Genomic DNA, 14,661 nt, shown 5'->3' with positions numbered 1-14,661 from the left:
GGATGGGCAGACCTCAGGGCTGCCCTCATTCGTTTTATAAGTTTTACTGTATAAATACATTGAGGAATATTTATGGCTTGGATTCAAATTCGTATTAATAGTACTAATGCACAAGCAGAGCAAATGAGCGATTATTTAGAGGAAATCGGCGCAGTATCTGTGACATTTATGGACAGCCAAGATACACCAATTTTTGAGCCGTTACCGGGCGAAACTCGTTTGTGGGGAAATACAGATGTGGTTGCATTATTTGATGCAGAAACAGATATGCAACAAATCGTAGATTTACTCAAAGAAGAAAATTATCTTAATGAAAATTCAGCCTATAAGATTGAACAGATTGAAGATAAAGACTGGGAACGTGAATGGATGGATAACTTCCATCCAATGCAATTTGGTAAACGTTTATGGATCTGCCCAAGCTGGCGTGAGGTGCCAGACGAAAGTGCGGTCAATGTGATGTTAGATCCGGGGCTAGCGTTTGGTACAGGTACTCATCCAACAACTGCATTATGTTTAGAATGGTTAGATAGCCTTGATCTTAAAGATAAGACAGTCATCGATTTCGGTTGCGGTTCAGGTATTTTAGCCATTGCAGCATTAAAACTGGGCGCAAAAAGTGCGGTCGGAATTGATATTGATCCACAAGCGATCTTAGCAAGCCGTAATAATGCGGAGCAAAATGGCGTAGCGGATAAATTACAACTTTTCTTATCTGCAGATAAACCAGTAGATCTAAAAGCGGATGTTGTTGTGGCGAATATTTTAGCAGGTCCATTAAAAGAGCTTTATCCAGTGATTAGCCAACTGGTACAACCAATGGGTGTTTTAGGTTTATCGGGCATTTTAGCAACACAAGCACAGTCAGTTTGTGATGCTTATGCGGAAAGTTTTGCGCTTGAGCCAGTAAAAGAGCGGGAAGAGTGGTGTCGTATTACCGGAAAATTGAAATAATTTCCTTAATATCTTTTTTTGCTTGAAAAGCAAATAGAACAATAAATTGTCAAGTTTTATTTAATTTTTATACAATGTAAACGTTTCTTTTTTAACTAAAATCAAAAAATCAAAAAAAATTGCTTTTTGTATAAAAAATATGCTTTTCAAATGAGGCAAAAGTGCGTATTATAGCGACCCTTGTCGATTCAGGGTGCTTGATTGATGGATATAAGGATTCGATGTTTGTGAAGGAGTAGTGAAGTGCGGATTGGTTCTTATCAGATAAAAAATCGCGTGCTTTTGGCACCTATGGCAGGCATCACTGACCAACCATTTCGGAAAATTTGTTCTCATTATGGGGCAGCTTTGACTTTTTCTGAAATGATGTCCACTAATCCACGTGTTTGGCACACTGAAAAATCGAAGTTACGTTTGGCTCACCATCAAGATGCGGGAATTAACGCGGTTCAAATAGCGGGTTCTGATCCTATTGAAATGGCGGCTGCAGCTCAAGTAAATGTCGAGTACGGCGCTCAGATTATTGATATTAATATGGGCTGCCCTGCAAAAAAAGTAAATCGGAAAATGGCTGGTTCTGCGCTATTGCAATATCCCGATTTAGTGAAACAAATTCTTGAAGCAGTAGTCAACGCTGTAGATGTCCCTGTGACACTCAAAATCCGAACTGGCTGGGATAAAGAGAATCGCAATTGCTTAGAGATAGCCCAAATTGCCGAGCAAGCAGGCATTCAAGCACTGACGATTCACGGTCGCACTAAAACCTGTATGTTTGAAGGCGATGCTGAGTACGACAGCATTAGAGCGGTAAAACAACATATTTCTATTCCTGTTATCGCTAACGGGGATATTACCTCTGCTGAAAAAGCAAAGTTTGTCCTCGATTATACAAATGCAGACGCTGTGATGATCGGGCGTGGGGCGTTAGGTAGTCCTTGGATATTTAATCAAGTGAATAGCCTAATCGAAAAAAAATCGATCACTTTAGCACCGAGTCTAGATGAAAAATGCGCTGTGATTTTACAGCATATTCGAGATTTGCATCAGTTTTATGGTGTAGAAAAAGGGTATCGAATTGCACGCAAACATGTAACTTGGTATTTACAGGGAATTCAACCTAATTCCGTTTTTAGACAGGCTTTTAATGCCATTACTTCTCCAGAAGAGCAGTTAATTGCATTAGAAGATTTTTTTAATTTGATTCTGATGGATAAAGACAACAATGTTAGAACAACAACGTAATCCAGCTGATGCACTTACAGTATCAGTGTTAAATTCACAATCTCAAGTAACAAACAAACCACTTCGTGATTCTGTAAAACAAGCACTACGCAATTACTTGTCACAATTAGACGGTCAAGATGTGAACGAGTTATATGAATTAGTGTTAGCGGAAGTTGAACACCCAATGTTAGATATGGTTATGCAATATACTCGTGGTAACCAAACTCGTGCAGCAACAATGCTTGGCATTAATCGTGGCACATTACGTAAAAAATTAAAAAAATACGGTATGGGTTAATCTCGTCGGATTTTTTAATTTACTTATTAATGGAGGGGCGAACAATTGTTCGTCCTTTTCATTTTCTCAATCTTTATCCCTTCTAAAGTATAAGAATTCTGCAAAAAACAACCGCACTTTTACTCGTTAGAATTAATGTGTAAATATCTACGCAAACGTTTTCGTTTTTCTACATTTCCCTTTATAATAGCCACGTTTTTTCAATTTATTATTTAACTAAACAAGGCTAATTCCTATGTTACAAATTTTTCGTGGTTCTCCAGCCCTTTCTGAATTTCGTTTAAACCAGCTTGCAGTACGTTTCCAGAAGGCAGATTTGCCAGTGAACTCTTGCTACGCAGAATATTTACATTTTGCCGATTTATCGCAAGCATTAAGTGATGAAGAAACAGAAAAATTAGATCAGCTTTTACATTACGGTCCAACCCTTGCAGAACACGAGCCAGTTGGCGAATGTTTTATTGTAATTCCACGTGTTGGTACAATTTCTTCTTGGTCATCAAAAGCAACTGATATTGCTCACAACTGTGGTTTAAATAAGGTGAACCGTTTAGAGCGTGGTCTTGCATTTTATTTTGAGTTTGACCGCACTTTATCGAGTGAAGAACAACAAAAATTGGTTTCACATATTCACGATAGAATGTTAGAAGGTATTATTCGCAATGCAGAAGATGCGAAAGTGTTATTTGACCAACAAGAACCAAAAGCATTTACGACAGTCGATATTCTTACTGGCGGTCGCCAAGCGTTAGAAAATGCGAACGTAGAATTAGGTTTGGCTTTAGCAGAAGATGAAATTGATTATTTAGTGGAAAATTTCACTGCACTTGGGCGTAACCCAAATGATATTGAACTTTATATGTTTGCACAGGCAAACTCTGAACATTGCCGTCATAAAATTTTTAATGCAGATTGGATCATCGATGGCAAAAAACAAGAAAAATCCTTGTTTAAAATGATTAAAAATACGTTTGAGAAAACGCCAGATCACGTTCTCTCTGCTTATAAAGATAATGCTGCGGTGATGGAGGGCTCAAAAGTCGGACGTTTCTTCCCAGATCAAGATGGGCAATATCGCTATCACAATGAAGATGCACATATCTTAATGAAAGTGGAAACCCACAACCACCCAACTGCGATTTCACCGTTCCCAGGAGCCGCCACAGGTTCTGGTGGTGAGATCCGTGATGAGGGGGCAACGGGTCGTGGTGCAAAACCAAAAGCTGGTTTAGTAGGCTTTTCTGTGTCTAACCTAGTGATCCCCGGTTTTGAGCAACCTTGGGAAAATCCCGTTTCTAAACCAAATCGTATTGCCTCTGCGCTCGATATTATGATCGAAGGACCTTTAGGTGGTGCGGCATTTAACAACGAATTTGGGCGCCCAGCATTATTAGGTTATTTCCGTACTTATGAAGAAAAAGTGAATAGTTTTGCGGGTGAAGAAGTACGTGGCTATCACAAACCCATTATGTTAGCAGGCGGTATTGGTAATATCCGTGCTGAACACGTGCAAAAAGGCGAAATCCCTGTAGGGGCAAAATTAATTGTCTTAGGTGGGCCTGCGATGAATATCGGTTTAGGCGGTGGGGCAGCTTCTTCTATGGCTTCTGGCAAATCAAAAGAAGATTTAGATTTTGCCTCTGTACAACGTGATAACCCAGAAATGGAGCGTCGCTGTCAAGAAGTGATTGATCGTTGCTGGCAGTTAGGTGATGACAACCCTATTTTATTTATCCATGACGTCGGCGCAGGTGGTTTATCAAATGCGATGCCAGAATTAGTACACGATGGTGGGCGTGGTGGTAAATTTGAATTACGCAAGATTTTAAGCGATGAGCGTGGTATGAGCCCGTTAGAAATTTGGTGTAACGAATCACAAGAACGCTATGTACTAGCAGTTGCCCCTGAAAAACTCGAATTATTTACCGCACTTTGTGAGCGTGAACGTGCGCCATTTGCGGTGATTGGTGAAGCGACAGAACAGGAACATTTAACCTTACACGATGAGCATTTCGGTAATGACCCAATCGATTTACCAATGAATGTGTTATTGGGTAAAACGCCGAAAATGACCCGTGATGTGCAATCAAAAACCGTAGAAGGTACGGCTATAGATCAATCACAAATTGACTTAAAAGAAGCGTTCCATCGTGTGTTACGCCTACCTGTGGTGGCAGAAAAAACTTTCTTAATTACTATCGGTGACCGCTCTGTAACTGGTATGGTGGCTCGTGATCAAATGGTGGGTCCATGGCAAATCCCTGTGGCAGACTGTGCAGTAACGACAGCAAGTTTAGATAGTTATCACGGTGAAGCCATGTCAATGGGTGAACGTGCGCCCGTAGCGTTATTGGACTTCGCTGCTTCAGCACGTTTAGCGGTAGCAGAATCCATCACCAATATTGCAGCAACTAACATTGGCGATTTAAAACGCATTAAATTATCTGCAAACTGGATGTCAGCAGCAGGCCACACAGGTGAAGATGCTGGCTTATACCAAGCAGTGAAAGCGGTGGGTGAAGAACTTTGTCCACAACTTGGTTTAACTATTCCAGTGGGCAAAGATTCCATGTCAATGAAAACTACTTGGCACGAAAACGGTGAACAAAAAACCGTGACTGCGCCATTATCTCTCGTCATCAGTGCCTTTGCGCGTGTAGAAGATGTGCGCAAAACGGTCACACCACAATTACGCACCGATAAAGGACACAGCCGTTTATTATTAATTGATTTAGGTGAAGGTCAAAATCGTTTAGGTGCGACCGCACTTGCCCAAGTGTATAAACAACTTGGTGATAAACCTGCTGATGTAGTGAACGTTGAAAACTTGAAAAACTTCTTCAATGCAATGCAAGCCTTAGTGGCAGAGCAAAAATTATTGGCGTACCACGACCGTTCAGATGGTGGTTTAATCACGACCCTCGCGGAAATGGCGTTTGCGGGTAACTGTGGTTTATCGATCCATATCAGCGCATTAGGCGATAACGATCTTGCGGTGTTATTTAACGAAGAATTAGGTGCGGTGATTCAAGTGCGTGAGAGCGATTTAAGTTATGTACGTGAGGTGTTATCACAACATGGTTTAATCCACTTAACTAAAGAATTAGGGGAAGTGACGACGGACGGCCGCATAGAAATTTCTCGTGGTACTAAATTACTCTTTAGCCAAAAACGTTCTGAGCTACGTGGCATCTGGGCAGAATTAACCCACCAAATGCAACGTTTACGTGATAACCCAGAATGTGCAGACCAAGAGTTTGAAGCGAAGAAAGATCCAGAAAACAAAGGCTTCTCCGCCCATTTAACCTACGACATTAACGAAGATATCGCCGCACCTTATATTGCCACAGGCAAGAAACCACGCATTGCAATCTTGCGTGAACAAGGGGTTAACAGCCATTACGAAATGGCTGCTGCCTTTGACCGTGCTGGATTTGAGGCGATTGATGTACACATGAGCGATTTACATAACGCGCGCTACCACTTAAAAGACTTCAATGCCTTAGTGGCATGTGGTGGCTTCTCTTATGGTGATGTACTTGGTGCAGGTGGCGGTTGGGCGAAATCCATCCTATTTAACCCAATGTTGCGTGATCAATTTAGTGAATTCTTTGCCAACCCAAATACCCTCACTTTAGGGGTGTGTAACGGTTGCCAAATGGTTTCTAACCTTGCTGACATTATCCCAGGTACAGACGCTTGGCCACGTTTCGTGCGTAATAAATCAGAACGTTTTGAAGCCCGTGCGGCATTAGTGCGTATTAATGAGACAAATTCACTTTGGTTCCAAGGCATGGCGGGTTCACATATGCCAATCGCGGTTTCACACGGTGAAGGACGTGTCGAGTTCAAACACGATCAACAGTTACAGATGTTAAAAGATCAAAACTTAATCGTGGCACAATACATCGACAACAACCTTAACCCAACGGAAATCTACCCAGCCAACCCAAACGGTTCAGTGGAAGGTATCACCGCATTGTCTAACCAAGACGGACGTGTCGCCATCATGATGCCACACCCAGAGCGAGTATTCCGCACGGTTTCTAACTCATGGTACCCAGAAGATTGGAGTGAAGATGGGGCGTGGATGAGATTGTTTAGGAATGCGAGATTGATATTGAGATAGATTCGTTTTACTATATTTAAAATAGATAATACTTAAAATTAAGAATATGTTCTAATCTAAATGGATTATTATAAGTATTAATTTATTAAAATGTATGTATATATTAGAGTTTGATAATAAGATGATTTTTATAAAATTAATCTGTTAAACTGTATAGTGAATATTTGGAAAGAATTATGGAACAAAAAATAACTGAGTTTAAAGAGGAAACAGAGTCATATTCTAATGATGATTTGTTTAATATTACATCTTGGGGGGCTGATTTATCTTTTAGAGAATTAGTAACTATGTATGAAGAAGGAGATTTATTAAAACCTGAACTGCAAAGAAAATATGTTTGGAACAAAAAGGAAGCCAGTAGATTTATCGACTCTATTTTATTAGGTTTACCTGTACCTAGTATTTTCTTAGCTAAACAAGAAAATGAATCAATGTTGATTATTGATGGTTATCAAAGAATAATGACCATTTTTGATTTTATAAAAGGAAATAAATTTCAAGACTCGGAGAAAACCTTTAACTTAGTTAACTCGGAAATTATTAATGATAGATGGAGAGGGAAAACTTTCTTAGAGCTTACTCAAGAAGAACAGAGAAAAATTCGAACAACAACTATTCACGCAATTATTTTTGAACAAAAGCATCCTCAAAATGACACAGGGATGTATCAAATATTTGAGAGAATAAATACTAGTGGTTCTGCTTTAAAACCTCAAGAAATTAGAAATTGTGTATATCAAGGTGATTTTAATACACTTTTATTTGATTTAAATGAACGTGAATTATGGAGAGTTGCATTTGGCTCAAAGAGTTATGATGCAAGAATGTTTGATCTTGAGTTAATATTACGATATTTCGCTATGAGTGACTTAAAAAACTTTCCTGAAAAAAATCAAAGAAGTATAAACCTAGTTAAATACTTAAATAATTATATGAGCATGTATCAGAAAATGGGGTGCGAAAAAAAAGAATCTTTTAAAGCTAGATTTGAAAATATGCTAACAATATTAAATGATATATTGGGAGATAATATGTTTAAACGGTTTGACCAAAACAAGGACTCTTTTACAGGAAGGATCACGCCTCCAATGTTTGATGCTATTAGCGCAGCAGCAGATTTTGCTAGCCAGTCTGGGTTCCAGAAAAATAATCATACTGATTATTTGTCAAAATATAAAGAATTATTAAATGACCAAAAATTTATTAGTTTTACTTCTGTAAGGACTACAAATATAGAAAATATAAAAGGTCGTATAGAAAGAGCATCAGAAATTTTATTTGGATTAGTATATGAATTCTGATTTGCAAAAGCAGATAGATGAAGTTGTTGATGAGTTAGAAGAAATAAAGAAGACTATTGGTAATGGTAAGCATAAATTATCTCCTATTTCTAAATATTTAACTCATTATTCTGTAGTAAGAAGTTCTGGACGAATTGAATTTTTATTCAAAAAGATTCTTAGTGATAAACTAAAAGATGATTGCATTGATTCACATAATAGGATTAAAGAGTTTATAACGAAAGATATTATGGATAGTTCTTGTAATCCTAAAACAAATATAATAGAAAAATATTTATCTAGATTTGATCCTAAGTGGGAAAATTGTTTTAAAGATAGCCTTAGACGTCATAAAGATTTAAATACATCAATGAATATTAAATCTGATCTAAATTCCTTAGTTCAATTAAGGAATGATATTGCCCATGGCAATTCATGTAATACATCTATAGACACAATTATAAAGTATTATAAATCAGGGACTGTTGTTCTCAATTTATTATATGACGTGTTATTCCAAAATACATAGATATAATGGTTTTCTTAAGAGCAAGAGTATGAATTCCACTCTATTTTAAGGAATTAATCAAAATATTTATCTTGAGGTAAGACTCCATTTTAAGCGTAAGTTTTACCCTCTCCAATGGCACTCGCATTCCTACTAGTGCCTTTCCTTTTCTCCAAAGTATAAAATATTCATCACAAACCACAACATGAACAACCGCGATCAACAACGTATTTCAAAAATAACCGTTTTTTAATCAATACTATCGTATAATAAACAAGCTGTTTTTGCTTTTATTAGGATTGTATTTATGAAAAAACGTCAATACCTCAAGTTCTTATACGTTGCCCTTTTGGGAAGTCTTTGTTGGTTAAGTGTCAATGCTCAACCTCAGTTGTTCACGCCAGAGCAAATAACTAAAATTGAAAATAAATTGGTTGGGGAACACAAACTTTCTTTACAGTGGGTGAGTTGGGAAACGTTTGGCTCAGTGGATATCTTAAGAGATGCCGATGGGTTAAGTATTAGAGGGATGCAAGAGTTAAATGGGAATTTTGTCTCTTTATTTGGCAAAATTAAGGTGATTGATGAAAAAGCGTTTCTTTTTACAGGGGAAATTGTCACACGTGTTGATCATATTAATAACGGTAAAGCATGTATACGACAGGGGACGTATGAATTCCGAGCAACGGGAAAACGCAAGTATTGGCGTTTACAACAAATGGAGAACCCTTGTGATCCTGTGACTGATTATGTTGATATATATTTTTAAGTCAGTAAAGTGCGGTAGGAATTTTGATAAATTTGACCGCACTTTTTAATGGAGAGCAAAATGACACTCATCGAAAAGCTAAAAAAGATTGAAGACTATGTTTTACAACATTGCCAATATCGTTTTTATTTCGCTAAATCACCATTTGGTATGGCGTTAAAGGCACAATATTATTATTACCCTGAAGATATTCCAGAAGCGACGAAAAATTTGGCTAGTCATTTTTTAACTCAAGCAGGCTATGAGGATTTTTATACGCCCCTTGAAGAACTGATGAACAAGGCGAATATCACACCACCTAGTCCTGCGGAGATGATTGAGGGAGGCAATTGGCGATTTTTTGCGATTAAATTCAATTTCTTTTCTCCGCTAAATCCAGCATTGAAGAAATACTATAATACAGAATATGTCACTTTTATTTGCATACCTTGCCAAGATCATGAAGGTAAGGATGATATGGAGTTGCTTTATACCTCACCAACAACGGGCAATCTGTTCAAAGAAATGCGTAATAGCCAGTTGCTAGATCCAAGTCAGGACACTTATCATGCTTATCTGCAATTACTTGAAGAAGCTGTCGATTTTATGTGCGAAAAATTAGATATTGATGCACCAGAACCAATTGACATTACAGAAGCATTACATGACTTCACTACTTTATTAAATATTCATGATAAAGAGGAATTTATAAAACGTTATCAACAAATTCAAGAGGCGCCTGAAAAATGCCTACTGGATTTAGTCGAACAAGGCTATGCAGAGGAAGGTGATAAACCTGAATTGGCATTTTTGAGTTATCGTTTTTTATTGCAACCCATGTTAGATTCGTTTGATACGGATTGGCGTATTGATAATGAAGAGTTAAGCGAATACTTATCAGACGTAATTGGTAAAAAATTCAAATTACCGAAAAAAGCGCTTGAACCTTATGAAATTGTCGAGCGTTTAGAGAAAAAGAGTGACTATACGTTGTTAAATATTGAAACGGAACAAGATTTATACAGTTTATTTGTCTGTAAACAAAAAGATAAAAAGCGCATTTTACAATTAGCAAGAAGGTTAGATTTGGATATTGTGCCTTTTTAAATAGGAAGAGAGTAATAAAGGGTAATCTTATTTTTTATATTTTAAAAAGTTGGCTCAAAATGATAGCTCTTATTCTAGCATTCCCTCTGTCATGATTGTTTTTTCATTTCTCATTCAGTTAGAGTAAATGCCCAGAAATAGTCCTATATTAAGGCTATATGTGAGCTCTACTGTCAAAAAATCTATCCGCTTTTCTATCGTTAAGGAAGAGTTAGGAATTGCATGATAATTTACGCTATAAAAAAAGCTTGTTATTGATCTATATATAGACAATAATTTAGCGCTAACCGGGACATACTGTTCAAATCTGAATGAATCGGCATGAAGTATATTTGGTTCTCCAACCAAGTGGGAATGTGGCGCTTATGCTATCTTTCTAAGGATGCATTTCAGATGTTATTGATGGTGATCAGAAAAGTGTGTGAAGACGGAGCTTGGATGCGTATGTTTAGCAAGGCATGCGTTTATTAACTTTTTAAATTTATATGTCATATTTTATGAAAAAAATTTCGTATTTATCATTGTGTGTTATTTCGGGACTTTATAGCCAAATAGCCGTAGCACAAAATAATTTAACCAATACAGGAAACCATATTGAACTTGATGCGATACATGTGGATGCACTTAATGATAGTAGACAAGGCGCGCCACTGACAGGTCGTCTCATAACAAGTGAAAAAACTATCTCGGAGTATAGCCTTAAACAACGTGGGAGTAATATTGGTGATGCGTTGTCAAATGAACTTGGTATTCACGCTAGCCAATTTGGAGGTGGTGCATCAGCTCCTGTAATTCGCGGACAAGAAGGTAAACGTATTAAACTGCTTAATAGTGGTACTGAAACGTTGGATATGTCATCTATGTCTCCTGATCATGCGGTCACTGTGGACAGTCTATTAGCTAAAAAAATTGAAATTTTACGTGGTGTCAATACGTTACTGTATAGTTCCGGTAATGCTGCGGGTGCTGTCAACGTGGTAGATAATAAAATTCCTACTACCGAAATTGTTGGTGTTGAAGGGGAAGTTGGCCTAAGAACGGGCAGCGTGGACAATGAACGTTTGGTGAATGCAGCATTTGATGTGGGATTATCAAAACATTTTGCGTTACACCTTGAAGGTTTGTACAAAAAAGCGGGTGATTATCGTACGCCTTCTTATCAGTATCAGGGGAGTACTCAGCATAAATTAGCTAATAGTTTTGTTGATAATCGAAGTGGTAGTATTGGGCTTTCTTGGGTGGGAGATAAAGGTTATTTAGGTGCTTCATATAGCCAACGTAAAGATAAATATGGCTTACCTGCACATTCTCATCTATACGATGAATACTATATGCATGTGTTATTGTCAGATGCACATTGGCGTAAGCCTTATTTAAAACATTATCCATTTTTAATGGAAGAAACGGATATTGATTATAATAACCCGGGTATTGATTGTATAAAAAAATCATGGCATAGCCATGGGCACTTATGTAATCACGGTCATGCACACCATGCAAATGAACCAAATAGCCACGATCATCAGCATGCTGATCCGCATATTGTGTTAAATTCTCAACGTTGGGATATACGTGGTGAATGGAAAAATCCTGTGAAAGGCTTAGATAAAGTCCGTTTTTCTGTTGCACAAGTAGATTATCGTCATGATGAAAAATCAGGGGCAATTTCGGATAACTCTTTTAAAAATAAAGGTTATTCCGCACGTCTTGAGTTTATTCATCAGCCGATTGCTAATGTTAGTGGGTTAATTGGGGTGAGCCATACATATCAAGATAGCTATGCTTTAGATAATCATACACTTGAATATCGTAAGCAAAATCTTCTTTCTGATCATACCACAGATCAGCAAAGCCTATTTTTGATGGAGCGTGTTGAATTCGGTAAATGGCAATTTGATATCGGTGGTAGAATGGAACGTCAGCGTATTGCGATGAAATATCACTTTAATGTGCCTGCAAGAGAGCAAGTGCCTCAAGAGCTTACTCAACCGCATAAGTCAAAAGGTTATTCTTATGCGTTTTCAGCAAATTATCAAGTTAATGATAGACATCAGCTGAATATCATTTTTTCACATCAAGAGCGTTTACCAAACGCACAAGAGCTATATGCTCACGGAAAACATTTAGCGACAAATTCTTTTGAAGCTGGAAATAAAAATCTGAAAAAAGAGCGTTCAAATAATATTGAATTAGGTTGGGATTATTCTGGGGAAAAATTAGGGATTAAGTTAAGTGGTTATTACCAACAGTTTTCCAATTATATTTATGCTGCCATTTTAAACGATAAGTCAACTTGTACTTGGCGAGCAAATGGACGTTGTTCACGCTCGTTAAGTAGTGATTATCCATTACATTTATATCGCTATAATCAAGCAGAAGCAAATATTTATGGATTAGAAGCAGAAGCTAGTTATCAAATCTCATCAACATATGATGTATCAATTTTTGGTGATTATGTGCGAGGTAAATTAAAAAATCTACCAGTGCTCCCAATTGGTTATGAGCAAGCATATGATCAAAATTATAATCCTATTGGCTTAAAACCAACGGGCTGGGAAAAACAACCTGATGGCAATGCCCCTCGTATGCCGGCAATGCGTTTGGGGATAAAACTAAATGGTCATTTTGATAATGGTGTGAGTTTTAATACACAGCTCTATCGTGTTTTCAAACAAAATAAAGTTGCACGTTTAGAAAAGCCAACACCGGGTCATACGATGTGGAATGCCGGAGTGAGCTATGATGGACGAATTGGCAACAATGAATATACATTATTCTTGAATGCCAACAACTTGCTAAATGTGAAAGTCTATAATCATGCTTCATTTTTATCTTATATTCCACAGAATGGACGTGGTATTAATGTGGGGATGAATTTTAAATTTTAATTCTAGATTTTAAGTGAATAGGATTACTAATAAAGGCACAGATTTTTTAATTTGTGCCTTTTTTGTGATATATGCCTTCTCTGATGAAGAGTGCACAATTAAGTGCGGTCATTTTTTCGAACGTTTTGATTTTTATGGGTTTTAATTACTCTTTTCTTTTTGCATTAAACTTTTATATTTTTCTTCGATTTTTTTACGCAGTTTACTCTCTTCATCCTCGAACTTTTGGGACTCCTTCGTAATTTCATCTGATTCAGATTGATATTCAAGCTTTTCTTCTGGTGATTTTGTTAGCAGTATATATGTGAGTTCCAGTGTTTTTTCTGCTAACCGATAAAAGTCCTTTTGGTGTTCGATGAAGTCTTCTAGCTCAGGGGATTTTATATTGAGTTCCTCTAATTCATCAAAAATTTCTTCGACAGTTTTTTTCATTTTATTAGTGAATTCTATTGCTTCCTCTTCTGTCGTTCTTGTTCCAGATGGTTTATGTTTGAAATATTCTTGTGTTATTACGTCGAAGTGCTTTTCAATTTTCACTTTTGAGGCTTTGTCCCATTTTTCTAAAGCTTCATAGTCTTTTTTAAATTGTACATCTGCAGTATATTGAATATTTTCTGTTGTTGTACCTGTGGTCTTTTCATTGTCACAAGCGACAAGCGAGCAGCCAATCATAATAGCTAAGGCAATTGATGTGAGTTTTTTCATAAGTTTTCCTTAAATAAATATAGCCAGTTTAAAAATAAAATATTCATCCATTTGGGATTTTAATGAATCCTGTATGATATAAAAGTGTGGTTATTTTTTTATAAGTTTTGGTTATTGATTTTAATAAGAAAATAACTAAAAACTGTTTGACTTGTTTATGGATTTTTACCTTTATTTGGGTGTTGAAAATTTATATTTTTCTTTGATTTCTTTATCCATCTTCTCATCTTCCTTCCGGATTTCGATTAATTCTTGAATGATTTTCTCTACTTTAGCTTTATATTCAAGCACTTCTTCTGGAGACTTTGTCATTGACTCATATGCAGTCGTAAGCATCTCTTCTGTACGACTATAAAATTCTTTTTTATTTTCTAAAAACGCCTCGAAGTCAGGGGATTTAATATCGAGATTGTCTAATGCATCGGAAGTTTCTTCGACAGTTTGTTGCATATTATCAATTAATTCATCTATTTCCTCTTCTGTAATTTTTTTTGCTGGTGGCTTATGTGCAATAAGTTTTTTTGTCATTATATCGATGTGTTTTTGAAATCTATCTTTTGAGAATTTGTCCCATTTTTGAATAGCCTCATAATCCTTTTTAAATTGTGCATTTGTGGCATAGATAAGTGTTTCTGTTTTTGTCTCAGTAGTATCAGCGGTATTTTCATTGTCACAAGCGACAAGTGAGCAGCCAAGCATAATAGCTAAGCCAATTGATGAGAGTTTTTTCATAAGTTTCCTTTAAATAAATATAACCAGTTTAAAAATAAAATATTTATCCATTTTGGATTTATCTAAAGAACCGTTTTTATATAAAAGT

At 36.8% G+C, this 14,661-nt stretch carries 11 protein-coding genes; 9 read left to right on the top strand and 2 right to left on the bottom strand.

Annotated features, from left to right (window positions below; all coding sequences use genetic code 11):
* Nucleotides 1–72: 72 nt before the first annotated feature.
* From prmA to CKV78_RS05950, 9 genes are all read left to right on the top strand, one after another.
* Nucleotides 73–954: a 50S ribosomal protein L11 methyltransferase gene (gene prmA, locus CKV78_RS05990; protein ID WP_005762917.1), complete on the top strand. Its 882-nt coding sequence runs from the start codon at nt 73–75 to the stop codon at nt 952–954.
* 243 nt (nt 955–1,197) lie between these two features.
* The gene (dusB, locus tag CKV78_RS05985; RefSeq protein ID WP_032855238.1) at nt 1,198–2,196 is read left to right on the top strand and encodes a tRNA dihydrouridine synthase DusB; all 999 of its coding nucleotides are present in this window, start codon (nt 1,198–1,200) and stop codon (nt 2,194–2,196) included.
* A complete protein-coding gene (gene fis / locus CKV78_RS05980) occupies nt 2,177–2,476 on the top strand; it encodes a DNA-binding transcriptional regulator Fis (protein ID WP_005723276.1) in 300 nt (99 codons plus the stop codon). The genes dusB and fis overlap by 20 nt, the downstream gene beginning before the upstream one ends.
* 235 nt (nt 2,477–2,711) lie before the next feature.
* Nucleotides 2,712–6,605, top strand: coding sequence for a phosphoribosylformylglycinamidine synthase (purL, locus tag CKV78_RS05975; protein WP_005762915.1), 3,894 nt, complete (start codon nt 2,712–2,714; stop codon nt 6,603–6,605).
* A 176-nt stretch (nt 6,606–6,781) separates the two neighbouring features.
* Nucleotides 6,782–7,906, top strand: a complete 1,125-nt coding sequence (locus tag CKV78_RS05970; protein WP_005762914.1) for a DUF262 domain-containing protein — start codon at nt 6,782–6,784, stop codon at nt 7,904–7,906.
* Nucleotides 7,896–8,414 (top strand): HEPN domain-containing protein, encoded by a 519-nt coding sequence (locus CKV78_RS05965; RefSeq protein WP_005762913.1) that lies wholly within the window; start codon nt 7,896–7,898, stop codon nt 8,412–8,414. Before CKV78_RS05970 ends, CKV78_RS05965 begins: the two co-directional genes overlap by 11 nt.
* 286 nt (nt 8,415–8,700) lie before the next feature.
* On the top strand, nt 8,701–9,162 hold the full coding sequence (locus CKV78_RS05960; protein WP_005762912.1) for a hypothetical protein: 462 nt from the start codon (nt 8,701–8,703) through the stop codon (nt 9,160–9,162).
* Nucleotides 9,163–9,222: 60 nt separating this feature from the next.
* A complete protein-coding gene (locus CKV78_RS05955) occupies nt 9,223–10,248 on the top strand; it encodes a DUF6630 family protein (RefSeq protein WP_032855236.1) in 1,026 nt (341 codons plus the stop codon).
* 497 nt (nt 10,249–10,745) lie between these two features.
* Nucleotides 10,746–13,136 (top strand): TonB-dependent receptor, encoded by a 2,391-nt coding sequence (locus CKV78_RS05950; RefSeq protein WP_005762910.1) that lies wholly within the window; start codon nt 10,746–10,748, stop codon nt 13,134–13,136.
* A gap of 141 nt (nt 13,137–13,277) precedes the next feature.
* On the opposite strand, the gene CKV78_RS05945 is transcribed toward CKV78_RS05950, so the two are convergent.
* Together CKV78_RS05945 and CKV78_RS05940 are read right to left on the bottom strand one after the other, a co-directional pair.
* Entirely contained in the window at nt 13,278–13,841 is a 564-nt protein-coding gene (locus CKV78_RS05945) for a hypothetical protein (RefSeq protein ID WP_005762909.1), read from the bottom strand.
* A 171-nt stretch (nt 13,842–14,012) separates the two neighbouring features.
* Complete coding sequence (locus CKV78_RS05940; RefSeq protein ID WP_005762908.1) at nt 14,013–14,573, bottom strand: hypothetical protein; 561 nt, start codon at nt 14,571–14,573, stop codon at nt 14,013–14,015.
* Between the last annotated feature and the right edge of the window lie 88 nt (nt 14,574–14,661).

Source organism: Pasteurella dagmatis (assembly GCF_900186835.1).
GTDB classification, from domain to species: Bacteria; Pseudomonadota; Gammaproteobacteria; order Enterobacterales; family Pasteurellaceae; genus Pasteurella; species Pasteurella dagmatis.
This window is presented reverse-complemented; position numbering and strand designations above follow the sequence as displayed.

What these genes read in the sequence shown, in the direction of transcription:
- CKV78_RS05960 (WP_005762912.1), top strand. Translation starts at nt 8,701, where the DNA reads ATGAAAAAACGTCAATACCTCAAGTTCTTATACGTTGCCCTTTTGGGA.
- prmA (WP_005762917.1), top strand. Translation starts at nt 73, where the DNA reads ATGGCTTGGATTCAAATTCGTATTAATAGTACTAATGCACAAGCAGAG.
- CKV78_RS05970 (WP_005762914.1), top strand. Translation starts at nt 6,782, where the DNA reads ATGGAACAAAAAATAACTGAGTTTAAAGAGGAAACAGAGTCATATTCT.
- CKV78_RS05965 (WP_005762913.1), top strand. Translation starts at nt 7,896, where the DNA reads ATGAATTCTGATTTGCAAAAGCAGATAGATGAAGTTGTTGATGAGTTA.
- fis (WP_005723276.1), top strand. Translation starts at nt 2,177, where the DNA reads ATGTTAGAACAACAACGTAATCCAGCTGATGCACTTACAGTATCAGTG.
- CKV78_RS05945 (WP_005762909.1), bottom strand. Translation starts at nt 13,841, where the DNA reads ATGAAAAAACTCACATCAATTGCCTTAGCTATTATGATTGGCTGCTCG.
- CKV78_RS05940 (WP_005762908.1), bottom strand. Translation starts at nt 14,573, where the DNA reads ATGAAAAAACTCTCATCAATTGGCTTAGCTATTATGCTTGGCTGCTCA.
- purL (WP_005762915.1), top strand. Translation starts at nt 2,712, where the DNA reads ATGTTACAAATTTTTCGTGGTTCTCCAGCCCTTTCTGAATTTCGTTTA.
- CKV78_RS05950 (WP_005762910.1), top strand. Translation starts at nt 10,746, where the DNA reads ATGAAAAAAATTTCGTATTTATCATTGTGTGTTATTTCGGGACTTTAT.
- CKV78_RS05955 (WP_032855236.1), top strand. Translation starts at nt 9,223, where the DNA reads ATGACACTCATCGAAAAGCTAAAAAAGATTGAAGACTATGTTTTACAA.